Annotated in this window: 22 protein-coding genes, 1 tRNA gene and 1 pseudogene; 7 read left to right on the top strand and 17 right to left on the bottom strand. The window is 67.3% G+C overall.

Going from position 1 to position 23454, the window contains the following annotated elements; genetic code table 11:
- Positions 1–6: 6 nt before the first annotated feature.
- Positions 7–693, bottom strand: a complete 687-nt coding sequence (locus BLT81_RS02370; RefSeq protein ID WP_019193160.1) for a zinc ribbon domain-containing protein — start codon at positions 691–693, stop codon at positions 7–9.
- 10 nt (positions 694–703) lie between these two features.
- Positions 704–1858, bottom strand: coding sequence for a Nif3-like dinuclear metal center hexameric protein (locus BLT81_RS02365; protein ID WP_019193161.1), 1155 nt, complete (start codon positions 1856–1858; stop codon positions 704–706).
- Between the two features lie 62 nt (positions 1859–1920).
- On the opposite strand from BLT81_RS02365, the gene BLT81_RS02360 reads away from it, so the two are divergent.
- Genes BLT81_RS02360 through BLT81_RS02350 form a run of 3 tightly spaced genes read left to right on the top strand, consistent with a single transcriptional unit; the run spans position 1921 to position 3741 of the window.
- Complete coding sequence (locus tag BLT81_RS02360) at positions 1921–2400, top strand: low molecular weight protein-tyrosine-phosphatase (protein WP_019193162.1); 480 nt, start codon at positions 1921–1923, stop codon at positions 2398–2400.
- Between the two features lie 9 nt (positions 2401–2409).
- Entirely contained in the window at positions 2410–3309 is a 900-nt protein-coding gene (locus BLT81_RS02355) for an SURF1 family cytochrome oxidase biogenesis protein (RefSeq protein ID WP_019193163.1), read from the top strand.
- 21 nt (positions 3310–3330) lie between these two features.
- A complete protein-coding gene (locus tag BLT81_RS02350) occupies positions 3331–3741 on the top strand; it encodes a hypothetical protein (protein ID WP_081582813.1) in 411 nt (136 codons plus the stop codon).
- On the opposite strand, the gene BLT81_RS02345 is transcribed toward BLT81_RS02350, so the two are convergent.
- Positions 3732–3804: transfer RNA gene (locus BLT81_RS02345), tRNA-Val, on the bottom strand. The two genes, BLT81_RS02350 and BLT81_RS02345, sit on opposite strands and share 10 nt — an antisense overlap.
- A gap of 47 nt (positions 3805–3851) precedes the next feature.
- Positions 3852–4286, bottom strand: coding sequence for a DUF3052 domain-containing protein (locus BLT81_RS02340; protein WP_019193164.1), 435 nt, complete (start codon positions 4284–4286; stop codon positions 3852–3854).
- A gap of 99 nt (positions 4287–4385) precedes the next feature.
- Here BLT81_RS02340 and aceE point away from each other — a divergent pair, with 99 nt between their 5' ends.
- A complete protein-coding gene (aceE, locus tag BLT81_RS02335; RefSeq protein WP_019193165.1) occupies positions 4386–7163 on the top strand; it encodes a pyruvate dehydrogenase (acetyl-transferring), homodimeric type in 2778 nt (925 codons plus the stop codon).
- Between the two features lie 64 nt (positions 7164–7227).
- On the opposite strand, the pseudogene BLT81_RS02330 reads toward aceE, so the two are convergent.
- The 3 genes and pseudogenes from BLT81_RS02330 to BLT81_RS02320 form a co-directional block, all read right to left on the bottom strand.
- Positions 7228–8482, bottom strand: a pseudogene (locus tag BLT81_RS02330) (IS3 family transposase).
- An 830-nt stretch (positions 8483–9312) separates the two neighbouring features.
- Positions 9313–10167 carry a hypothetical protein gene (locus tag BLT81_RS02325; protein WP_051011406.1) on the bottom strand — a complete coding sequence of 285 codons (855 nt, stop codon included), beginning with the start codon at positions 10165–10167 and terminating at the stop codon, positions 9313–9315.
- On the bottom strand, positions 10128–11057 hold the full coding sequence (locus tag BLT81_RS02320) for an alpha/beta fold hydrolase (protein ID WP_019193167.1): 930 nt from the start codon (positions 11055–11057) through the stop codon (positions 10128–10130). The genes BLT81_RS02325 and BLT81_RS02320 overlap by 40 nt, the downstream gene beginning before the upstream one ends.
- A 25-nt stretch (positions 11058–11082) precedes the next feature.
- On the opposite strand from BLT81_RS02320, the gene BLT81_RS02315 reads away from it, so the two are divergent.
- On the top strand, positions 11083–11373 hold the full coding sequence (locus BLT81_RS02315) for an acyl carrier protein (protein ID WP_019193168.1): 291 nt from the start codon (positions 11083–11085) through the stop codon (positions 11371–11373).
- A 9-nt stretch (positions 11374–11382) separates the two neighbouring features.
- On the opposite strand, the gene BLT81_RS02310 is transcribed toward BLT81_RS02315, so the two are convergent.
- From BLT81_RS02310 to BLT81_RS02275, 8 genes are all read right to left on the bottom strand, one after another.
- Positions 11383–12756 (bottom strand): NAD-dependent succinate-semialdehyde dehydrogenase, encoded by a 1374-nt coding sequence (locus BLT81_RS02310; RefSeq protein ID WP_040420815.1) that lies wholly within the window; start codon positions 12754–12756, stop codon positions 11383–11385.
- A complete protein-coding gene (locus BLT81_RS02305; RefSeq protein ID WP_019193170.1) occupies positions 12749–13069 on the bottom strand; it encodes a hypothetical protein in 321 nt (106 codons plus the stop codon). The genes BLT81_RS02310 and BLT81_RS02305 overlap by 8 nt, the downstream gene beginning before the upstream one ends.
- Positions 13070–13307: 238 nt before the next feature.
- Positions 13308–14225 (bottom strand): DMT family transporter, encoded by a 918-nt coding sequence (locus BLT81_RS02300; RefSeq protein ID WP_019193171.1) that lies wholly within the window; start codon positions 14223–14225, stop codon positions 13308–13310.
- A 10-nt stretch (positions 14226–14235) separates the two neighbouring features.
- Entirely contained in the window at positions 14236–15177 is a 942-nt protein-coding gene (gene uriH, locus BLT81_RS02295; protein ID WP_019193172.1) for a uridine-preferring nucleoside hydrolase UriH, read from the bottom strand.
- Between the two features lie 4 nt (positions 15178–15181).
- Positions 15182–16609 carry a uridine transporter UriT gene (gene uriT / locus BLT81_RS02290; RefSeq protein WP_019193173.1) on the bottom strand — a complete coding sequence of 476 codons (1428 nt, stop codon included), beginning with the start codon at positions 16607–16609 and terminating at the stop codon, positions 15182–15184.
- A 26-nt stretch (positions 16610–16635) separates the two neighbouring features.
- Complete coding sequence (locus BLT81_RS02285; RefSeq protein WP_019193174.1) at positions 16636–17454, bottom strand: serine hydrolase domain-containing protein; 819 nt, start codon at positions 17452–17454, stop codon at positions 16636–16638.
- Positions 17455–17464: 10 nt separating this feature from the next.
- Positions 17465–18241 carry a TRIC cation channel family protein gene (locus BLT81_RS02280; protein WP_019193175.1) on the bottom strand — a complete coding sequence of 259 codons (777 nt, stop codon included), beginning with the start codon at positions 18239–18241 and terminating at the stop codon, positions 17465–17467.
- 46 nt (positions 18242–18287) lie between these two features.
- Positions 18288–18920 carry a DUF4230 domain-containing protein gene (locus BLT81_RS02275; protein WP_019193176.1) on the bottom strand — a complete coding sequence of 211 codons (633 nt, stop codon included), beginning with the start codon at positions 18918–18920 and terminating at the stop codon, positions 18288–18290.
- Between the two features lie 203 nt (positions 18921–19123).
- On the opposite strand from BLT81_RS02275, the gene BLT81_RS02270 reads away from it, so the two are divergent.
- Together BLT81_RS02270 and BLT81_RS02265 are read left to right on the top strand one after the other, a co-directional pair.
- Positions 19124–20731: an AbgT family transporter gene (locus BLT81_RS02270; protein ID WP_019193177.1), complete on the top strand. Its 1608-nt coding sequence runs from the start codon at positions 19124–19126 to the stop codon at positions 20729–20731.
- A gap of 313 nt (positions 20732–21044) precedes the next feature.
- Complete coding sequence (locus BLT81_RS02265) at positions 21045–21479, top strand: hypothetical protein (protein WP_019193178.1); 435 nt, start codon at positions 21045–21047, stop codon at positions 21477–21479.
- 363 nt (positions 21480–21842) lie between these two features.
- Here the strand turns inward: BLT81_RS02265 and BLT81_RS02260 are convergent, their stop codons facing one another.
- Entirely contained in the window at positions 21843–22427 is a 585-nt protein-coding gene (locus tag BLT81_RS02260; RefSeq protein WP_019193179.1) for a hypothetical protein, read from the bottom strand.
- Between the two features lie 85 nt (positions 22428–22512).
- Positions 22513–23415: an ornithine cyclodeaminase family protein gene (locus tag BLT81_RS02255; protein ID WP_019193180.1), complete on the bottom strand. Its 903-nt coding sequence runs from the start codon at positions 23413–23415 to the stop codon at positions 22513–22515.
- Between the last annotated feature and the right edge of the window lie 39 nt (positions 23416–23454).

The following is a 23454-nucleotide window of genomic DNA, read 5'->3' as shown; positions in this document are numbered from 1 at the left end:
GCGCGCCTACCCCGCGTCCGGGGCGACGCGCACGAGCAGGGCGCCGCAGTTGGGGCAGGTGGGCAGCTCGTCGGCGGGAACGGCCATGACCTCGCTACGCTCGGCGGGAGGCAGCTGCAGGTAGCAGGAGTGGCACGTGCGCCCGTTGAAGGAGGCGGCCCCGACGTCGTCGTAGAGCGCGAGCACGTCCCCGGGGAGCTGGGCGCGCAGGGAATCGGCATCGATCACGGTCGGGTCGGGCAGCGCCTCGACGGCGCGGCGGGCGGCGGCGACCTTGCGGTCGGCCTCGTCGAGGCGGGCGCCGTGGTTGTCGCGGTTGTTGCGCAGTGCCGCGATCTCGTTGTGCGCCTCCTTCAGCTCGGACAGCAGGTCGGCGATGCGCGACTTTGCGGCGTAGCGGTCGTGCTCGAGGTCGCGGCGGCGCGACGGGTCCGTCTCGGCCCCAAGCTGGCGCTTGTCGTCGAGCTCGCGCTTTTTCAGCTTGCGCTCATCCTCTTGGATGCGCAGGATTTCCAGCTCCATGTCGTCGACGGCGAGCTGGGCGGCCGCGGCGGCGGATGCGAGGCGCTCGCGCTCCGCCAGCAGCGCGTCCAGCTCCTTCTGTTCCGGCGAGGTCGCCGCCGGGTGCGCGGCCTGGCGCTCAGCGGCGGCGAGTTCAAGAAGCACCGGCTGCAGCTCGGGAGAGAGGTTCACGTTGGCTCCTTCAGTTGGTGGTTGCGCGTCGGGGATGTGCGGAAACGGTCCAGGGGTCCGTGCGCAGGCGCAGGATTTCGGTGTTCACGTTCAATCGTTTCACGATACCTTCCGCCTGCTCCGTCCACGGGAACTCGCTGGCCCAGTGGGCCGTATCCACGACCGCGGGCCCGCCTGCGGCCAGGTGCTCGTCGACCGGGTGGTGGCGCAGGTCCGAGGTCACGTACACATCGACGCCGAGCTTTGCGACGTCCCCAAGGAACCCGTCCCCGGACCCCGAGGACACAGCGACCTTCTGCACGAGGCGCTCCGGGTCCCCCGCGGCGCGCACCCCCCACGCGGTCTCGGGAAGGGCGTCGGCGACCTGTTGGGTGAACTCCCGCAGCGTCATCGGCTCCGGGAGCTCGCCGATGCGGCCGAGGCCCGGTGCCGTGGACAGGTCGCTCGTGTCCTCCATGGACACCACGTCGAAGGCGGGCTCCTCGTAGGGGTGGGCGGCCCGGAGGGCGTCGATAAGCGCGCGGCGAAGGCGCGTGGGGGCGACGAACTCGACGCGGGTCTCGGGCGCGGAGTAGTACTCGCCGACGGTACCGTCGGTGGGGTCGGCGCCCTCGAGGGGGGTGAACCCGCCGGTGCCGCCCCACTCGAAGGAGCACTCAGCGTAGTTGCCAATGCGCCCCGCCCCCGCCGCGAAGAGGGCGTCTTTCACCTCGTGCGCGTGGGCCGGCGGGACGTGGACACCCCACGCGTCCATCCCGCCGAGCGAGACCGGCTTGATGGGGCGCCCCGGCGTGATGCCCACGAGCTCGGCGAGCTTGTCGGAGACCCCCGGGCGCGCCGAATCCGCGTTGGTGTGCGCGGCAAACAGCGCGCAGCCGTTGGTGATCAGGTGGTGCAGGACGCGGCCTTTGGGCGTGTCCGCGGCGACCGAGGACACCCCGCGCAGGAGCAGCGGGTGGTGGACGACCAGCATGTCCGCGCCGACCTCGACCGCGCGGCGCGCAACATCCATGGTGCAGTCGAGGGCGAACGCGACTGTGGACACCGGGGCGTCCGGGTCGCCGCAGATCAGGCCCACCTTGTCCCAACTTTCGGCAAGGGCGGGCGGGTAGGCGATGTCGAGCTCGGCGACGACATCGGCAACGGTGACGGGCTGAGGGCTCATGGCTTCTACCCTACAAAGGCGCCCGACTAGTGTTGTGGGGAGACGACACGAGGAGGTTATTCATGGGCGCCGCCCCGCTGCACATCGATTTTGTCTGTACGGGCAACATCTGCCGCTCGCCGATGGCGGAGGTGATCATCCGCGCCAAACTCACGGAGGCGGGCCTGGGCAGCGAGACCGTGGTGACGTCCTCCGGCACCGGCTCCTGGCACGTGGGTCAGCGGGCCGACGAGCGGGCGCTCTACGAGCTTGCCGAGCACGGCTACGACGGCTCCCGCCATCGCGCCCAGCAGTTCGGAGTGACGCAACAAGACGCCGACCTCATCGTTGCCCTCGAGCAGCGCCACGTCTCCGAGCTCGTTGCCCGAGGCGTGCCGGAGGACAAGATCCGCCTGCTGCGCTCCTTCGACCCCGACGCCCCGGACGGAGCCGGCGTCGAGGACCCCTACTACGGCGGCCAGGCTGGGTTTTCCGCCGCGCGCGAGCAGATCGAAGCCGCCGCGGACGGCATTATCTCGTGGGTGCGCTCCCGCGTAGAGTAGAAGCCTGTGATGGCGACGACGAACAACAAACCTTGGTGGAAGACGTTCCTCACCCCCGGCTGGGTCATCGCCGCCCTGCTCATCGCGGCGTTTTCCTACTTCGCCTTCACCTTCCTCGCGCCCTGGCAGCTGGGTAAAAACGAGGCCTTGGTGGAGCGCAACGAGCACATCGAGCGCGCCTTCGACAGCGACCCGATCCCCTTCGACCCGAGCGCCGAGGAATGGTCCCGCGTCTCCCTCACCGGCCGATACGTGCCCGACGGCGAGGTCCTGCTGCGCCTGCGCCCGGTGGACCGGACCCCGGCCTTCCAGGTGCTCACCCCCTTCGCCCTCGACAGCGGCGACACCGTGCTGGTCAACCGCGGGTGGGTCCCCGCCGAGGACGGCGGCACCCAGGTCCCCGCGATCGAGCCCGCGCCCACCGGCCGCGTCACCGCCACCGGCTTCCTGCGCGCCGACGAAGGCGTCCACCCCACCCCGCCGATGCACGATCAGGGCCACGACATGGTCTATTCCATCAGCACCGAGCAGGTCTCCGAGCTCAGCGGGCTAAACCTGGCCACCCCTTACGTCCAACTCGCCGCCGGGGAGCCGGGAGAACTCCAGGCGATCCCGCTGCCCCAGCTCGACACGGGCAACCACCTGTCCTACGGCTTGCAATGGATCGCCTTCGGCATCCTCGCCCCCGGCGGGCTCATCTATTTCATCTGGGCGGAGACCCGCGAGCGGCGCCGCTTCCGCGAGGAGCAGGAGGCATTGCTTGCCGACGCCCCACTCGCCGCCACCCCGATCCCTAACGCCCCCGCGCCGGAGCCTGCCTCGCACGTTGCCCCCGCCCCGAGGCCCCGCTACGGCTCCGGCAAGCGCAACCCATGGGCTGCGTCCTACGATAGGCAGGAAGAACGCTAGCCCACCCGCCACGAGGTGCCCATGTTTTCCCCCTCCGACCACTCTCTTCTCGAGTCCGGCCTGGCCGCTTTGCGCGGGGCCGGCATCACCCCCGCCCCCGACGTCGAAATCGGGGACGTCGAGGACGCGCTCAGCGACGACCCTGCCCCCTTCCGCGCCGCGCCACTGAGCGCCCTAGCCGCAGCTACCGACCCGGACGGTGAGCCCCTCCTCGTCGGCGTCGCCCCCGAGGCGCTCGCCGCCGCCATCTGTGCCTTCTACGGAACGACGCTCACCGAGTTCGTGGTGTTTCCCGACCCCGGCTCGCGCCGCGCCGGTTCGGCGCGGCTGCGCATCGGGCCGTGGGACGTCATCGACGTCTCCTACGACCTCGCCGCTGCTCCCGGCAATGATGGGGTCGAGGCCCGTGTACAAAAACTTTGTGCGCCATGACGGGCTCGAACCGCCGACCTACTGGGTGTAAACCAGTTGCTCTTCCAGCTGAGCTAACGGCGCGCGCCCCGAAACCCTACCACGGTGCGGGGGCGTAGCACCACACCCCTCTACTTTTTGGTTCCCGCCGCGGTGAGGCAGGAGCCCTGCCACTCGCCAAGGCGGTCTGCCCTCGTCTGGACAAGCCCCGCTAGCTGCGCGGACTCAGAGATGTCGCCGGGGTGGACAGCGTCCGGCTTGGTGGCCGAGGGGGTGAGCAGCCAGATGCGCCCGCCATCGCCGAGGTTGCGGCCGGCGTCCATCAGCGCGTCCACGAGGTCGCCGTCGTCGGTGCGGAACCACAGGAGGACGACGTCGCAAAGCTCGTCCGTGTCTTCGTCGAGAAGCGGCTGCCCGATGACGTCCTCGATGGCCTCTGAAATGGTGGAATCCGCATCCTCATCCCAGCCGATCTCCTGAACGATGCTGTCCCGGCGAATTCCCAGACGGTCTACGTAGCTGTCGACACCCGCGGCGCCCACGTGTTTGTCCTCCTTGATGAACATCAGGTACTTGATACCCGAAGATGATAACCCGCCGAGCGCGCCGCGCGCGGGTATTCTCGGCAGTGACATGTAAAAAGCCCTAAGTACGGAGGTTTCAACGTGGCTGATTACGACCTCGGCGAGAAGGATCCCTACGGCAACGACCGGGAATCCAACATCCCTTCGATTCGGGAGGGTGTGGCCTCCTACCTGCACGATCAGGACCCCGAAGAGACCCGGGAATGGATGGACTCCTTCGACGGGCTGCTCGACTCCTCCTCCCCCGAGCGCGCACGCTACCTCATGCTCCGCCTCATCGAACGCGCCTCCGCGAAGCGCGTCCCGCTGCCCGCGCTGTCGTCCACCGACTTCGTCAACACCATCCCCACGACGATGGAGCCCGACTTCCCGGGCGACGAGAAGATCGAGAAGCGCTACCGCCGCTGGATGCGCTGGAACGCCGCCATCATGGTCCACCGCGCGCAGCGCCCCGGCGTCAAGGTCGGCGGCCACATCTCCACCTACGCGTCCGCCGCCGCCCTCTACGAGGTCGGCTTCAACCACTTCTTCCACGGCAAGAACGCCGAGCAGGGCGGAGACCAGATCTTCTTCCAGGGCCACGCCTCCCCCGGCATGTACGCCCGCGCCTTCCTCGAGGGCCGCCTGAGCGAGGACGACCTCGACGGCTTCCGCCAGGAGCACTCCCGCCCGCAGGGTGGCCTGCCCTCCTACCCGCACCCGCACGGCATGCCCGCCTTCTGGGAGTTCCCCACCGTGTCCATGGGCCTCGGCCCGATGAACGCGATCTACCAGGCGCGCTTCAACAAATACCTGCAGGACCGCGGCATCAAGGACACGGACAAGCAGCACGTCTGGGCGTTTCTTGGCGACGGCGAAATGGACGAGCCGGAGTCTCGCGGCCTGCTCCACATGGCCGCCCTCTACGGCCTGGACAACCTCACCTTCGTGGTCAACTGCAACCTCCAGCGCCTCGACGGCCCCGTCCGCGGCAACGGCCAGATCATCCAGGAGCTCGAAGCCTTCTTCATCGGCGCCGGCTGGAACGTCATCAAGGTCGTGTGGGGCCGCGAGTGGGACGCACTGCTGGAGAAGGACGAAGACGGCGCCCTCGTCCACATCATGAACACCACGAAGGACGGCGACTACCAGACCTTCAAGGCCAACGACGGCGCCTACGTCCGCGAGCACTTCTTCGGGCGCGACCCGCGCACCCTCAAGCTCGTCGAGGACATGAGCGACGACGAAATTTGGGCCCTGCGCCGCGGCGGCCACGACTACCGCAAGGTCTACGCCGCGTACCAGCGCGCCCTGGAAACCAAGGGCAAGCCCACCGTCATCCTCGCCCACACCGTCAAGGGCTATGGCCTCGGCCACAACTTCGAGGGCCGCAACGCGACCCACCAGATGAAGAACCTCACCCTCGACGACCTCAAGCTCTTCCGCGACAAGCAGGAGATCCCGATCTCCGACGAAGAGCTCGAGCGCGACCCCTACCTCCCGCCCTACTACCACCCCGGCGAGGACGCGGAGGAGATCACGTACCTCAAGGAGCGCCGCAAGGAGCTCGGCGGGTACCTCCCCGAGCGCCGCGAGTCCTTCACCCCGCTCGAGCTGCCCGACTTTGAAAAGACCTTCAAGGCCAACTTCAAAGACTCCGGCAAGCAGGAGGTAGCCACCACGATGGCGCTCGTGCGCGCTTTCCGCGCACTCATGCGCGACAAGGAGATTGGCAAACGCATCGTGCCCATCATCCCCGACGAGGCCCGCACCTTCGGCCTCGACTCGTGGTTCCCCACCCTGAAGATCTACAACCCGGTGGGCCAGAACTACACCCCCGTGGACCACGACCTGCAGCTGTCGTACCGCGAGGCCGTCGACGGGCAGATCCTTCACGAGGGCATCAGCGAGGACGGCTCGTCCGCCTCCTTCATCGCCGCCGGCACGAGCTACGCGACGCACGGCGAGCCGATGATCCCGATGTACATCTTCTACTCGATGTTCGGCTTCCAGCGCACCGGCGACAACTTCTGGGCCGCTGGCGACCAGATGGCCCGAGGCTTCATCATCGGCGCGACCGCCGGCCGCACCACCCTCTTCGGCGAGGGCCTCCAGCACATGGACGGCCACTCGCCGATCCTCGCCTCCACCAACCCAGCCGTGGTCACCTACGACCCGGCTTTCGCCTACGAGATGCCCTACCTGATCACCAAGGGCATCGAGCGCATGTACGGCCCCGACGGCGGCGAAAACGTGATGTACTACATCACCGTCTACAACGAGCCCACCCATCAGCCCGAGCGCCCCGCCGACCTCGACGTCGAGGGCCTGCACCGCGGCATCTACCTCTACCAGCGCGGCGAGGACAAGGACCTGCAGGTCTCCCTCCTCGCCTCCGGCACGGGCATGCGCCACGCGCTGCGCGCCAAGGAGATCCTCGAGGAGGACTACAACGTCGGCGCCTCGATCTACTCCGTCACCTCCTGGGTCGAGCTCGCCCGCGACGGGGCGGCGCTGAACAAGGAGAAGCTGCAGAACCCGGGCGCCGACGTCCGCGAGCCCTTCGCCACCACCCAGCTCAAGCAGACCTCCGGCCCGTACGTCGCCACCTCCGACTTCGCCACCGACCTGCACGAGCAGATCCGCCCCTACGTCCCGGGCCAGTACATCGTGCTCGGCGCCGACGGCTTCGGCTTCTCCGACACCCGCGAGGCGGCCCGCCGCTACTTCAACATCGACGCCGAATCCATGGTCGTCGCCGCCCTTATGGGGCTGGCCAACGACGGCAAGATCGACATGGACGTCGCCGCGCAGGCCGCCCGCGACCTCGCCATCGACGACCCGACCGCCACCAACCCCAACGGCGGCTCGGGCGAGTAGCCCCCGCGCACCGTCGTGCCCCCGCCCCTCTGAACTGGCCCCCGAAAGTTGGACTGGTTTAATTCTAGGCGGTTAGGGTTTCAAGGGTCTGATTCCGGTATTGCATCGGGGTCAGGCCCTTGAGTCGTTGTTGGAGTCGTTGCGTGTTGTACCACTGGATGTACTCGTCGACCGCGGCGGTGAATTGCTCGATGGTGTCGAAGACTTCTCCGTGGAACATTTCGGTTTTCAGGTGGCCGAAGAAGTTCTCCATGACTGCGTTGTCGTAGCAATTGCCTTTGCGTGACATTGACTGGACTCCATGGTGCTGGCTAATCAGGGTGCGCCAGGATGAGTGCTGGTATTGGAATCCTTGATCGGTGTGGATCATCCAGCCCGGCTTTGGAGCACACGCTTCGATCGCCTGCGCCAACGAGGCCGAGGTCAAGGCTGTGGTTGGCGATGTGGCCACTGTGTGGGCGACGATTGCGCGGTCGAACAGGTCCATCACCGGTGAGAGATACACCTTGCGGCCGGCGACCTTGAACTCGGTGACGTCGCTGACGAAAACAGAGTTGGGTTTATCCGGGGTGAAGTTGCGCTCGAGTGTGTTCTCGGCGATGTGACTGGTTGTGCCTGTGTAGGAGATGTAGGGCCTGCGCTGGCGGATCTTGGCTTTCAAGCCCATCTCACGCATGAGCTTTAAGACAAGTTTGTGGTTGACTATCCAACCTTGGTTACGAAGGTCGAGCAGTACCCGCCGGTAGCCGTAGCGGTGTTTGTTGCGCTTAAAACTGTCCCGGATCGCCTGTTTGAGCTCGGCATGTTTATCCGGTGCGGTGAGTCGTTTCTGGTGGTAGAAGAATGTCGAGCGTGCCATACCGGCCGCATCCAGGAGGTACTCCAAGCGGTGGTGTGACTTGAGGATGACGATCGCCTGGGCTTTTAGGCGTGTCCCTGGTTCCTCAAGTCCCGCAATTTTTTTAAGTAGGCGATTTCCGCTTCCAGCCGTTCAACCTGGCAGCGAAGCTTTTCTTCCTCAGAAAGCACCTTCGGTTTGCCTGAACCTTTCGGCCTGCCCTTCGGCTTCGGGCGCAGAGCCTCGTCGCCGCCTTTGCGCCACTTAATCACCCAGTCCTTGACGAGTTGGTCGGATGAAAGATTGAACTTTCGGGCAAGATCCATCTTCGACTCACCGGCCAGATGACGTTCCACAACCTCCTTCTTCGTCTCGAAGGAGTAGCGCTGCTTGTTCGGTTTCTCCACGAGACATAGCCTGCCACGTAGTTGGAAACGGCGATAGAGGCAGCGCGCTGCATCCCTCGAGACACCGACAACACGAGAAGCGGCGTGGGAACCCATTCCCTGCTCGAAAAGGTCGACTAACTGCTCACGCTGAACTTCACTCAGCGAACTACGTGCTCTCAAAGAACATGCTCCCCACTAGTTGTTAGCAACTGATTTCTCAGTCCAACTAATGGGGAGCAGTTCACTCTCGGCGGGGGCTTTTTGTGCGCCCCGCCTGCGGCACGTGATTCCTTGCGGTCGAGCGGGGTTACTCGACGCCACGACGACGCTCGCGCCACGACCCCAGCGCGCGATTCCTTGTAGTCGAGCAGACAAGACGCCCGCGCAACGGCCCCAGGACGCGATTCCTTGCGGTCGAGCAGGGCTACTCGACGCCACGACGACGCTCGCGCCACAACGCCAGCGCGCGATTCCTTGCGGTCGAGCAGACAAGACGCCCGCGCAACGGCCCCAGGACGCGATTCCTTGCGGTCGAGCAGGGCTACTCGACGCCACGACGACGCTCGCGCCACAACGCCAGCACGCGATTCCTTGCGGTCGAGCAGACAAGGCGCCCGCGCAACGGCCCCAGGACGCGATTCCTTGTGGTCGAGCAGACCAGACGTCCCCGCCACAACCCCAGCGCGCGATCCCTTACGGTCGAGCAGGGCTACTCGACGCTACGGCGCCGTCCCCGCCACAACCCCAGCACGCGATTCCTTACGGTCGAGCAGACAAGACGCTCGCGCCACGGCCCCAGGACGGCATTCCCCGCGGTCGAGCAGGGCTACTCGACGCCACGACACCGCAAGCACCACAACCCCAGCACGCGATTCCTTACAGTCGAGCAGACAAGACGCGGGGGCAGTGTGGCGTCGAGAAGCTAGCTGTACAACCCGCGGCGGGTGAGGATCTCGCCGTCGCCGATGGGAGGCGGGACGTTGCCGTCGTTGGGGTCCTCGCACAGGTACCGCATCCGGGAGGTGGCGTTGGCGACCCACCGGACGAGGAAGCCGTTCCAGACGTCTCGCCAACCGGCGCGGAGGAGGAGGTAGCCCCTGTTCAGAAGCTGTTTCTCGCGGAAGCGCTCCTCGGCGGTGACGTAGTCGCTGGTGTATTTGGCGCGGCCGTCGAGCTCGACGCAGATGAAGCCGTTGATGAGCAGGTCGACCTTGCCGATGAGCGGCCTGGTCGCCAGGTCGTAGTACTCGAACGGAGCTTGGCCGACGATGGAGCGCACGCCAGGCAGGCGCGCCTCGATGATGGCGTGGCGGCCAAGGGTTTCGAGCACGCTTTGCGACGTCACAGTCGACTGCTCAACCACACGCCGGAACGCGCCGCGGCCGTGGGCGCGCGGAAGGGCGCTCGTGAGCTCGAGGAGCTGCTCAGTGGTCACGTCGGGGCGGCGGAAGCGGGCAGCGTCGAGGACAACAAGCGCGGACAGGGGGCTGTAGTACCTGCTGGTGTCAAAGGCGCAGCGTAGCGTGCTGGTGACGCGGATGCCGTCGACGGTGGTGATGTCGTCGGGCCGGAGCAAGCCGTTGCGGTACGTGACGTGCTCCGGCCACGTGCGCGCGCTGGGCGCCCGCGTTGAGCCCGGGAGGACGAGGTCGACGCTTCTGACGCGGTCCAAGGTCGGCAGGCCGTGCACAAGCGCGGCTGCGGGACCTGTGACGACGGCGGTGCGGCACACCGCCGCTACGCGTGTGACGAGTGCTCGCTCCCCCGATTCTGGCATGCGGTCATTCTTACCAGGCGTTCGATGGCGGTGGAGACGGCGCCGGGGGCGTCGAAAGGCGGCATGTGTCCGCTTTCGGGCAGGATCTGGAGGTAGGCGCGGGGCCAGATTTCGTGCAGCTTCGTGGACTGCGAGATCGGGGCGACGGCGTCGTGGGAGCCGACGAGAATGTAGCCGGGGATCGTCGCCAGGACGTCGGCGGCACCGAGCTCAGAGTGCTCGAGGAGGTCGTCGAAGTAGCCGGCATAGGTGTCCAGGGGCGTTCGCTGGATCATAGCGGCGTGGAACTTCACCACCGCGTAGCCGACGGGCCGGAAGTAGAAGCCACAGGCGAGAACGGGCACGAGCAGCCGGGTCCCCAGGGCGAGGAGGCGCTTCATGAGGCGGGGGGACGCCTCGTACAGCCCCTCGAGCAGGGAGCCGACCCACCCCGCAAGAACCTGGGGCATGCCCTGTTCGGCGAAGGGCTCAACGGCCGCAGAGATGAGCACGGCGCCCGCGAGGTCGAGCTCGTGCGCGTAGCGACGCATCAAAGACAGCGATACAGGCCCGCCCAGCGAGTGCCCCACGACGATGAGGGGTCCCGCGACGCCGCGGTCGCGCAGCACCTCCCGGATATCGTCGGCGGCGTCGTCGACCTGGCACATGTGCGGCGGGGCGGGGCCGGTTCCGCCGTGTCCGCGCAGGTCCACGAGCAGCTGGCGAACCGGCAGCGCAGAAAGCGCCTCCACCTGCAGGACAAACTCGGCGGAGGAGATGTTGAATCCGTGAACGTAGAGCACGGTGATCTCGGCCTCTTCTGGGCCGCGCTCGTACCAGCGGATGTCGAGGCCGTCGTGCGGCGTGGTGCCAGTGCGGTCGTAGCGCAGTGGCGAGCGCGGCGGAGGCATGGTGTCCAGTGTATATAGTGGGCGCATGGAGCTCTCCCAACGACTTAACTTTGACGCGCTCAACCTCACACACGAGGAGCCGGCGGCGGACACCTCGGTCGCTGGGCGTCTCGCGGAGCTCATCGGGCGATTCACCGACGCGGAGGTCACCCCCGACGCGACTCTCGACGAGCTTGGGGTGTCCTCGCTGGACCGGATCGAGCTCGCCGTCCGCGCCGAGGAGGAGTTCGGCGTACGCGCAGACGAATCCGCCTACACCCCCGGGACGACGGTGGGCGAGCTCGTGGAGTGGCTCGCCGACAACGAACCCGCCTAGCCGCAGTGGCTACTCCGCCACGTAGAAGCGCTGCTTGTTCACGAACTCATCCATACCCAGCGGGCCGAGCTCGCGGCCGAAGCCGGAGTTCTTCACGCCGCCGAACGGCAGCTCGGCGCCGCCCGCCTGCGGGATGTTGATGTGGATCATGCCGGTCTCGACGCGGTTGGCCACGCGGCGGGCGCGCTCGACGTCGGAGGAGAAGACGGCGCCGCCCAGGCCGTAGTTGGAGTCGTTCGCCAGCTCGATGGCCTCGTCGTCGGAGCTGACTTTGTAGATCTCGGCGACGGGGCCGAAGAACTCCTCGTAGTAGGACTCGGAGCCGACCGGCACGTCGGTGAGCACGGCCGGGGTGAAGTAGGCGCCCTCGCCGGTGAGCTCCCCGCCGGTGTGGAGGGTAGCCCCAGCCTTGACGGCGTCCTGGACCTGCTCGTGCAGCTTCTCCGCGGCGCCGCGGGAGGACAGCGGGTAGTACTCGCCCTTGCCCGGGTTGGCCGGGTCGCCCTCGGTAAAGGACTCGGCGATGCGCACCATGGCGGCAACGAAGTCATCGTAGATGTCGTCCATGACGATGATGCGCTTGTTGGAGGTGCACGCCTGGCCGGTGTTGGCGATGCGCTTCTTCCAGGCGGTCTGAGCGGCCTCGTCGATGTCCTCGGCGTCGAGGACGATGTAGGCGTCGGTGCCGCCGAGCTCGAGCACCGCCTTCTTCAGGTTCTCGCCCGCGGTGGCCGCGACGGCGCGGCCGGCGCGCTCGGATCCGGTGAGGCTCACCCCCTGCACGCGCTTGTCGGCGATGAGGGTAGAAATTTGGTCGTGGTCAGCGTAAATGTTGGTGAACACGCCCGTCGGCGCGCCGGCTTCCTCGAAGATGTCCTGGATGGCCTGGGAGGAACGCGGGCAGATCTCCGCGTGCTTGAGCAGCACGGTATTGCCCGCCATGATGTTCGGCCCGGCGAAGCGTGCGACCTGGTAGTAGGGGAAGTTCCACGGCATCACGCCCACGAGCACGCCCAGTGGCACGCGGCGCAGGACGGCCGTGCCGCCCTCGTGCTCGATGGGCTCGTCGGCGCCCAGCTCGGCGCCGTGGTCGGCGTAGTAGGTGAAGATGTCTACCACGTCGTCGATCTCGCTGTTGCTCTGGTTGAGCGGCTTGCCCATCTCTTCGGTGATGATGCTGGCGAGGCGGTCGCGGTTGGCGTCGAAAAGCGAGGCGACCGTGCGCAGTAGCTCACCGCGCTGCTCGTAGCTGGTCTCGCGCCAGGAGCGAAACGCCTCGTCGGCGTCGGCGAGGGCCTTGTCTAGCTGCTCGTCTGTGATGAAGTCGAAGGACTCGATGACCTTGTTGTTTACCGGGTTTTGTACGCGATATGCATCAGACATGTCGCCCATGGTAGGAGCGTATGTCGACCCTCGCCACGAACCCATGCTCACCTGCTAATACATCGAGGGCGTGCTCGAAATCACGCACATCTGCCAGCGGCGCGTGGAGGATCTCGCGGCAGGAGTAGCCCTCGGGCGTGCGCTGCCAGCGGGTGAACCACGCGGTGTCCCATTCGTCGACGAGTGGTTCCACCACAGGGGCCGGGGGCAGGGAGCATAGGAGCTTCTCGACGTCCCACCGCGCGCCCCTCGGCATCCCATCGATGCTGAACACGGCCGTGACGGTGGCAGGGGCAGCCAGAGTGATTGTCATGCGGGGACCTTCCTGATCGTTCAGTAAGCGGCGCACCACGCAACCCTGCCCGGCCTCGGTGACGAGCCGAGCGGATCGGGCGAGCGCGGTACGAGACGAGGTTCGTCTTCCCCTACGACCTCAGTGAGCGTTGCTTGGCTCGCAGACGATCTTGCTTCACTCCCGCACCACCGACAACCCTCAAGCGCTGGTTGATCCCCCTATTTACTCAAGCTGGGGTTGAGATTGACTCTTCGCGCTACAGCAGCCGCACCATGAGCACGCCCGCGAACACGAGCACGAGGCCCGCCACGCGCCGCGCGTCGAGCGGGCGCTTCCGCGCCCCGAACGCCCCGACGGACTCCATGACTTGCCCGCCGAGGATCGTGCCCGCGTTGAAGGCGATGACGGTCGTCGCCGTCCCCAGAACCGGCGCGAGCGTCGCCCCCGCAATGACGAACGTCGCGCCGACGACGCCGCCGAGCCACATCCACCACGGGCCGGGCTGCGGGGCCCGACCGAGCTGGCGCGGGCTGGACGCGCACACCAGAACCAGCAACAGCACCGCGCCGACGAAGAGGTTGACCTCCGCGGCGTGCAGCGAGGAGCCGACCATCGTGCCCAGCACTCCGTTGACCGTGGTCTGCGTCGCCGAGCCCATCCCGATGGCCACGCCGAGAGCGCGCCACGCCCACACCTGCGGGCCCGCCGCCTGGGCGGGGCCCGCGGCGCGCCCGATGTTGAGCACGAGCGCGATACCGCCGAGGACGACGAGGGCACCGATCAGGCGGCCCGGGGTGACGCTGTGCACCGGGGCGCCGAACAGGCCGAGCCGGTCCACGAGGAGCCCCATCACGAGCTGGCCGAGGATGGGCAAAACCATCGTCTGCACGGCGCCGATGCGCGGGAAGAGCAGGATGTTGCCCACGATGAAGCACACCCCCATCACGCCGCCGAGCCAGACCCACCAGCCGGCGCCGGAGGCCGCGGCGAGATCCGGGATGGGGTTGCCCTGCAGCGCCGTCGTGGCCACGATGCTCACGGCCAGCGCCAGGCTGAAGGAAATCAACGCGGAGACCAGCGGCTTGTCGCCTACGCTCAGCCTCAGCCGCGTGTTCGCGGCGGACTGGATGGGGATGATAGCGCCGACGGTGATGGCGACGAGCAGGGCGAGCATGCAGCGGAGGTTACTCCCCCAGCGCGCGAACGGCCTCAACGACGAGGTCCCAGAAGCGCTCCGGGTTCAGCGTCGTGGCCACCTGTGTGTGGCAGTCCGCGGGCGCGGGTGCGCGGAAGTCGGCGACGGTGCGGCCCGCGGTGAGGTCGCCGCGCGTTTCGACGTCCACAGGAACCCGCACCGTCCCCACGACGGCGGGGTCGATGAGGTACGCCAACGCGCACGGGTCGTGCACCGGCGGGTCGGGGAACCCCTGCGCGTCGCGGTAGTTGGCCCGAAACGCCCCGATGAGCGCGACGAGGAAGTCCCCCGCGGAGGTACCGAGTGCGGCGAAGCGCTTTTCCACCTCGGGCGTGGCCAGCGCCTGGTGGGTCAGATCGAGCCCGACCATCGTCACTGACCAGCGCTCGCGGAAAACAATCTGCGCGGCCTCGGGGTCGGCGGCGATGTTGAACTCAGCCGAGGCCGTTCGGTTGCCGGTGCCGTACGCGCCGCCCATGAGGACTATCTCGCGCACCCGGCCGACGATGCGCGGCTCCAGCCGCACGGCCAGCGCGATGTTCGTCAGCGGGCCGATGGCTACGAGGGTGACGGTTCCCGGCTCGCGGCCCATGATTGTGTCGATGATGTAGTGCACCGCGTGCCCCTCGCGTACGGGGACGGCGGGCTCGGGAAGCTCGTAGCCGTGCAACGTCATGCCGGTGTCACCGTGGATCGCGGCGGCGGTCTCGGGTGCGCGCAGCAGCGGGCGGGAGGCGCCGGCGTGGAGGGGGACGTCGCTACGCCCAGCGAGCGTGAGCACCTGGCGGGCGTTGCGCGTGACGTTGCCCAGGGTGTGGTTGCCCCCGACGGTGGTCACCCCGAGCAGGTCGATGGCCGGGTGGCCCGCGGCGAGCAGAAGAGCGACGGCGTCGTCGTGGCCGGGGTCGCAGTCAATGATGACGTGGTGCATGGGCTTAGCGCCCCTCGGCGGCGAGGGTGTCGGGGATGGTCTCCGGGCGCGGGATGAGGAAGGAGGCCGCGAGGGCGAACACGAGCAGCACGAGACCGGTGATCATGCCCGCCTTGTAGCCGCCCTCGGCGGCCTGGAAGGTCGTCGCGGCGGCAAAGATGACGGTGAAGGAGATCCCCGCGCCCAGGTTGAACGCCCCGGCGTTCATGCCGGGCAGGTAACCCTGGTTGCTCTTCGGGGCAAGCACGACGCCGAGAGAGCCGAGCATGATGTTGGCGATACCCGCGTAGGTAATACCCGCCGCGATGGAGACCGCAAGCAGCAGCGCCGGGGTCGGGTTGTCCACGACCACAATGCCGAACACGACGGAGGCGACCGCGCCGGCGATGCCGATCTGCAGCATGGCCTTGTACCCGATGCGCCCCGCGATGTAGCCGGAGATTGGGCCGAAGATCAGGCCGGCGATGGCGTACGGGGTCAGCGTCCACCAGGACACCTCGGCGGCGGACAGTCCGGGCCCGTTGACGTCGTCTTGCGCGAGGTTGGGCACGAGGCCGTTCATCACGGCGAAGATGCCGGTCATGGTGAGCGTCGTGGTGGCCAACAGGCCCCAGGTGCGGCGCTGTCGCAACAGGTCGGTGGAGACGAGCGGGTGGGCGCTAGAGTCCTCGAACCGCCAGAACACCACGAGCGCCACCACGCCGACGAGGATGAGCACCGCGACGAGGAACCAGTTGGCGGCTTCGAGCTGGCCAGCCTCGTTGAGCGCCGTGAGAATGACGCCGACGGCCACGACGAGCGGCACGACGCCCTTCCAGTCCATCGGGTGCGTGGTCAGCGCGGCGTTTTCGGCCAGGCCGAAGCGCGTGCACACCGCGGCAAGAAGGGCCACGGCGCCGATGAACCAGAACACCGCGCGGAAGCCGAAGCTGTCGGTGAGCCAGCCGCCGAGCAGGGCGTCGACGCCCGCGATGCCGCCGTTGATCGAGGTAAGCACCCCGATGAGCAAGGCGAACTGCTTCTCCTCGCGCACCGCCTGGCGCAGCATGACGGAGGTCAGGGCGACGGTCGGGCCGGACACTCCCTGGATGACGCGGCCGATGAACAACACCGTCACGTTCGGCGCCAGCGCCGCCACGACCGAGCCCACGGCGGTGAGCAGCATCATGCCCACGAGCACCTTGCGCCGGCCAACGAGGTCGCCCCAGCGCGGCATGAACAGGGAGAACAGGGCTGCCGAGGTGAAAAAGGCCGTCTGGGTCAGCCCGATTTCGGCGGTGGTGGCGTTCAGCTCCACCTCCATAGTGGCCAGGGCGGGCGCGAGCATGGAGGCATTGAGCTGGAAGGCGAAGACTGCGGAGAGCAGGGCCAGCATGAGGGGCCAGACCTGGCGCTGCGGGAGCTTCTCGCCGGCGGCGGGGATCGTTGTCATGCGGTCATGGTACCCCCGGGGCTGACTCACAAAGCGTCGAAGAGTGCCGTATTCGTCTCCTGCCACAGCGGTTTCGCCCACTCGCCGAAGTCGCGGTCGGTCAGCACGACCATGGCAGTCCCCGCGCGCGGGCCGTCCACCCACGCCGGCACCACCCAGACGAAGGCTCCGGCCATGCCGAAGTGCCCGGCGGTCTCGGCGGGCATGTTCTCGCCCGTCCAGTGGGGCTCCTTCGAGCCCCTGATCTCAAACCCGAGCCCCCAGGGGCAGGGTTTCTGCATGCCGTAGCCGGGGACCACGCCGCGCACGTCGCCGAACTGCGGGCTCATCGCCTCGCGCAGGGTCTCCTCTGCCAGCAGCCTCGGGTGCACGAGCTCTGCGGCGAAAGCGCGCATATCGCTGAGCGACGCCCTCCCGCCGTGCCCCGCCGAGCCGTAGATCTCGGCGGTGCCCATCCCCAGCGGCTCGAAGACCCCCTCGCGCACGTAGTCGCCGAACGCCATGCCGGCCTCCTGCTCCAGGTGCTCCGCGAGCATCTCGAAGCCCGCCGAGGAGTAGATGCGTCGTTCCCCGACCGGCTTCTGGGGCTCGCGGGTGTCAAAGCCGATGCCGCTCGTGTGGGCCAGCAGGTGCCGGATGGTGGAGGGGCGGGGGCCGAGGGCGTCGTCAAGCGAAAATGCCCCCTCCTCGACGGCGAGGAGGACGGCGTAGGTGGAGAGCAGCTTGGTCACGCTGGCGAGTTCGTAGACGCGGGACTCGTCGCCGTAGCTCGCCTCGGTGCGGCCGACGAGGGCGGCGGAGACGTTGTCGGCGGGCCAGCTCTCAAGGTACGGGGTCAGGTCCATGCGCCCGATGCTAGCGGCCGCCGTCGTCGTCTTCCTCGGCCTGGCGCATTTTGTTGTGGCGCCACCTCCGGACCCGGCCCGGTTCGATGTCACGGGCGACGCGGTGCGCGGCGTTCTCTGTGCCACTGAACGAACTCCGCACGCGCCGCGCGAGATTGTTGACGGGGGCGAAGTCCTGGCGAGTGGGGACGTACCAGCCCGCCCAGTAGATGACGAGGGCGATGGCGAACGCGACGATCGGGCTGCCGATCATCGCGAGGTCGTACTGGCCGAGCCGGAACCCGACCACAGTTAGCACGGAAGCGATGACTGCGGGGATGGCCATGACCTGCTGGTTCTTCAACAGGGCTGGGACCCGCCCGATCATGATGTCGCGAACCACGGTCCCGCCCGTCGCCGTGAGCAGACCCATGAGCACGCATCCCAGCGGGGAGACCCCGGCGAGCAGCGCTTTGGAGGAGCCCGTCACGGCCCACACGCCGACGGTGGCCATATCCGCGTGGTACTGAAACATCGTCCAGGCCAGCCCGTGGAACCGGGTGACAAAGGCCGTAGCGGCGCCCGCCAGCGCCACCCAGATGTACGCGGGGTTCGCCAGCGCTGCGACCTGGCCAGTATCGATGAGAACGTCGCGCACCGCCCCTCCCGCAAGCGAAGAAATGAGGGCCAGAAGGGCGAAACCGACTATGTCGAAATTCATCCTCCGCGCGACGGCGCCCGCCACAAGGCTGGTCAGGTACACACCGATAAGCTCAAGTACGCGGTAGGTCATCTCGGTCGTCTCCACCGCGGCGAGTGTACCCAGGGCCGCGCTTATCGACGCCCCACCGGGCCTACCTCCAATTCACCTCGACTGTGTAGTCCGCCATCGCGGTGCCCTCGGTGAGCGCCTTGCCGTGGCTGCGCAGCAGCTCCTCCACGCGCCGGTCGGCGCGCTCGAGAAGGCCCTGCTCGACGGCGGTGTTCTCGGCGTTGCGCTCCTGCTCGGCGAGGAAAGCGGAGACGTCTTGGACGCGGACCTGGTTGAGCGGGTTCATCGACTGGTCGTAGACCTCGATGCTTTCCGGGGAGATGGCCGAGCTGAGCACCTCCGCGTGCGGGGTCATGACGCTGAGGGTGCGGGCGTTGTCATCCACGCGGACCTGGATGAGCTCGGCGTTGCGGATGCCAGCCTTGACGGTGCCGTCGTAGGTGACCAGGAAGTTGCGGCCCGTGAAGGGGACGGTGCGCCCGGCTATCTGGAAGCCCTGCTGGTCGAAGCTGCCCACGCGGGAGTAGACGTACTCCTCGGTGCTCAGCTCGGCGATGTCGTTGAAGGAGGCCCCGAGGCTCTCCGAGCTCATTGAGGTCTCCCCCGTTCCGAACAGCTTCGGCCAGACGACGAAGAGCGCAGCGAAGAGGAGGGCGACGACGGCCAGCAGCGCGAGGGCGAAACCGAGGATTCGTCCGGGGCGGGCGAGGGTCATGGGGTCTCCTAGGGGTCGCTGAAATACGGTGCCTTACAGGTTTTCAGCAGCACATGTTACGGCTGCGCTAGCGTTTCTTTACTACCCAGCCCCCAAAAGGTGCCCGGTGTCACACTTTCCGCGCGCGGGCATTTAGTGTGGAGGGCAACAAACGCGCGCCGCGGCCGCGCTTGCCCCGTTGACCCCGACCAGGAAGCACACCCATGGCAAAATCTACGTCCCTGAAAGAGAACAGCACAGAGGAGCAGAACAACTCCACGGGTTTCCTCGGGGCCGTTGAAAAGATCGGCAACAAACTACCGAACCCGTTCTGGCTCTTCGTCATCCTCGCGGCCGTCGTCGCGGTCGTTTCCTGGATCGGCTCGCTCGCCGGCATGTCCGCTGAAGACCCGAGCTCGGGCGAGACCGTCGAGGTCGAATCCCTGCTCACCGCCGACAACATCTCCCGCATGGTGACGGACGCGGTGGAGAACTTCATCTCCTTCCCGCCGCTCGGCGTCATCCTCTCCGTCATGCTCGGCGTCGCAGTCGCCGAGCAAACCGGGATGCTGTCGGCGCTGGTCCGCGCCATGGTGGCAAAGGTCAGCCCGAAAATTCTCACCTTCATGGTCGCCCTGGCCGGCGTGACCGGCTCCGTGGCCTCCGACGCCATCTACGTCATCATCATCCCGCTGGGTGCGATGGCCTTTTACGCCGTCGGCCGCTCCCCCATCGTCGGCGCGATGGTCGCCTTCGCCGCCAGCTCGGCGGGCTTCAACGCCTCCCTGATCCTCAACATCACGGACCTGCTGCTCGCCGGCATCTCCACCTCCGCCGCCCAGCTTGTCGACGAGGAATACACCGTCTCCCCCCTGGCGAACATCTTCTTCGTCATCCCCTCGGCGATCGTTTTGTCTCTGCTGATCACCGCGATCACCGAGTTCTTCGTGGATAAGAAGGCCCGCCAGATCGTCGACCACGACGCGATCGACGAAGACGAGCTCTCCTTCTCCAACGCCACCGAGAGCGATAGCCCAGACGACGCCGACGACGACCAGCTCGAGCTCTCCCCCACCGAGTCCAAGGCGCTCAAAGCCACCGGCCTGGTGTTCCTCGCTTTCCTCGCGGTGTTCTTCCTGCTCTTGTTCGTCCCGGCCTCGCCGCTGTCGACGCCGGAGGAGGGCTTCATGGAGTCCCCGCTGATCACGGACATCGCTGTGCCCATCGCGCTGGGCTTCTTCCTGTGCGGCCTGACCTACGGCCTTATTACCAAGACGATCTCGAGCGCCGGCGACATCCCGGACATGATGGCGACCGGCCTGAAGACCCTGCTGCCCATGCTGGTGCTCTTTTTCGCCGTCTCCCAGTTCCTTGCCTGGTTCGAGTGGTCGAACCTGGGCACGTGGATTGCGATCCGCGGCTCGGAGCTTCTCCAGCGTTGGGACTTGCCGGTTGTCCTGCTCTTCGCCGGCTTCGTACTCATGGTTGCGCTGATCAACCTGTTCCTGACCTCGGGCTCCGCCCAGTGGGCGCTCATGGCGCCGGTGGTCGTGCCCATGATGATGTACGTCGGCATCGCCCCTGAGGTCACCCAGATGCTCTTCCGCATCGGTGACTCCCCCACTAACATCATCACCCCGATGTCGCCCTACTTTGCTGTGGCCCTGACGTTCCTGCAGCGCTACTACAAGAAGGCGGGCGTGGGCACCCTCATGTCGCTCGCCCTGCCGTACTCGCTGACCATGGTCATCGGCTGGTTCATCTTCTTTGTCATCTGGTACTTCCTGGGTATCCCGCTCGGGCCCGGCTCCCCCATGCATTACGAGGTCTAGCTTGGCGACGCCCCAAAGGGCGCGCGGGCGAGAACATCCGGGCATTCCCCGCCCCGGGCGTTCTCGCCCGTGCGCCTTTTCGCGTCTCTGTGCGCCTCTGTGTGACTCGGTGGCACAGCCCCCGTTTCGCTCCGCCTAAGCGCGGCACGTGTCCCCTGACGTTTCCGAGCTCGCGTGTCGCGCCGGCTCGCGGCCGTTCGCGCCACCGGCCGCGCCAAAAGGAACGACTAACTGATAGTTTCCTCATATTCATCGCTCAACTTATTACACTGGCCAGCGCACCCGACTCACCACGTCTACGCAGGAGGACATCATGCGCCGATCCACCGTCATCCCCGCCACCCTTCTCGCTGCCGCCGCGGCGGCCGCGCCTGCCGCCCACGCCAGCCACGCCTTCAACAACCAGGACGCCTCGGTGCGCTGCGAGCACTACACCGTCGAGGACGGCGTGACCATCTGTGTCAACGAGCGCGCACGGGCCGCCCAGCCCGAATGCACCCCACCCGGCGCCAACGAACCCGCCGTGACCATCTCCCGCGACTTCATCGGCGCGAAGTGCTGGAACCAGGGCCAGCAGGGCGTCCCCGAGAACCTCCGCCCGTTCACGGTCCGCCAGTACGGCCAGATCGTCGTCTTCGCCGCCCCGGGCGGTGACATTTTCGTCTTTGACACCAAGCGCCTCGCGCTCGTCCAGGCGGGGGCCACCAACAAGGTGCTCTTCCCGGGCCTGTCGGGCAACCTGTTCTAGAAATCGAGGGCCCGGTAGCAGAATACGTGCCTGATGACCAGCCCTGTTCCTGGTCAGCGGGCATCAACCGGTTGGTATAAGGCCAAGCGTTTTATACCAACCCGGTCTGCATGTAATCCACCCGCCACGCTAACGGGCCCAGCCGACTCCTCGACACTCACGGCGCCCCCGCCGAGGAGAATGAGGATACTGCGAAGGCCGCCGGACGTCGCCCTCTCCTCGAGATCCTCGACGGCCGCCGCCGGCCGCCCTCACGCCGAGTTCAAACACTGTTGCCGGTTCCGGGAAAGCGGCTCCTCCATTTTCAGCGGGGGCCCACCGGTGTCCCGCTCCGGCACACTGCCCGTCGCTGCTGCGTGCAGCCTACACAAGCCCGCCGACGATGAGCAGGGCCACCGCGAGCGCGGCTACGATCGGCCACTTGCGGTCCATCGGCGCCGGGCGACGGTCCTCGCCCATCCCGCGCACGACAGCGTCATACTCGCCGCCGAGCATCTGCTTGAGCTCCCGGTTGCGCGCCACGCGCTCCTCCCACTCCGCGAGCGCCCGCCGATCCTGGCGCTCGCAGCGCAGCCACCACGCCCCCGGCACGACCATCGCGGCGCCGATCATGAGTCCGCTGAGAGTCTCCAGCACTCCGCGAAAGTCAACGATCGAACCGAAAATGACCATCCCGCCGATGATCAGGCCCACCCAAGCCCACGTCCGGCGCTTGCGCACCGCCGCGCGCGTGCGCCCTTTGTAGTCACGCTCCACCGGCGGCACGGCCCACACCTGCGGTTGCAGCGGCGGGATCGCGGAGGGCTGGGGAGCCGCGTAGTAGTTGTTCACCACGTAGGAGTGATTTTCCGTACCGAAGTTCACCCGCGAGCTGCCGCCCGCCGATGGCGGGAAAGTGTTGGGCTCGTTCGACTCCTGGGGAACGGGCGGGAACGGCTGGCTGGTCATCGGTCCTCTTCTCGGCGCGGCTGGGAGTAGCCCCTGAAATTTACCGCACCCTCCAGGGGTGCGACAAGGGGGTTCGGAAAGTTTCTCAGGCGCGATACACCGCGTCCGCCACCACTAGGTCCTCCCAGGGCATGCCGACGGTCTTGAACACGATCGGCCGGTCTCGTCCGAGCTCAACGGCGCCCGTGACCACATCCTTCATGGGGATCAGGTCGGAGGCAGCCAGCGCGCCCTCGCCGATGGCGAGGGTGACGTCGCCCGCTTCACGCAGCGCCGCGTCCACGTCCTCGACGATCACGTGCGCCGCGCCCATCAGGTCGGAGGCGAGCTCGCGGGCGTCGGTGGTGTGGGAGCCGACGGCGATGATGATGGCGTCGGGGCGGACGTCGTCACGCGCAAGGATCAGTGAGGTCGCGGTGGTCGCGCAGACGACGAGGTCCGCAGCCTTGAGCGCCGCAGCCGCCTCCGCCGAGCCCGCCCGCAGCCAGGGGTGCCCGAGGTCCGCTTCCGTGCGGCTGACAAAGCTTATCGACGCCCCCTCAGCCCCCACCACAGACTCCACCGCCACTGCGTGCCCGCGCCCCTGCGCACCGGTGCCGATGATGACCACCTTGAGCGGCGAGACGGCGCCCGGGAGGAAGTCCGTGACCCCAGCGAGGGAGACGGCGGGGGTGCGCAGGGTGGTCAGGGCGGTGCCGTCAAGAAGCGAAAGCGGCGTGAGCGTGGTGCCGTCAATGAGCAGGTACTGGCCCTGGATGAGCGGCAGGGCTGGGTCGTGATCCTCCGGTTGGACCGCGAGGATCTTCACGCCGCTGACGCGCGGGAGCGTCGACGGCAGGAGCTGCATCTCGCCGCGGTGCAACGGCACCTTCGTGCGCGGTTGGTCGGTGGCGGGGTCGTAGCCGTCGCGCAGCGCCTGGCGGAGGGCGTCGACCGCCTCCGCCGGGGTCAATGCAGCATGGACGTCGTCGTGGGTGAGGATGCGCATGGGGGCCAGGGTACGTGGGTGGACGAGGCCGCCCGGCCG

Origin of the sequence: Corynebacterium timonense, from assembly GCF_900105305.1 — a bacterium.
Lineage (GTDB): Bacteria > Actinomycetota > Actinomycetes > Mycobacteriales > Mycobacteriaceae > Corynebacterium > Corynebacterium timonense.
Note: the sequence above shows the minus strand (reverse complement) of the source record. Positions and strands in the feature narration are given on the sequence as shown.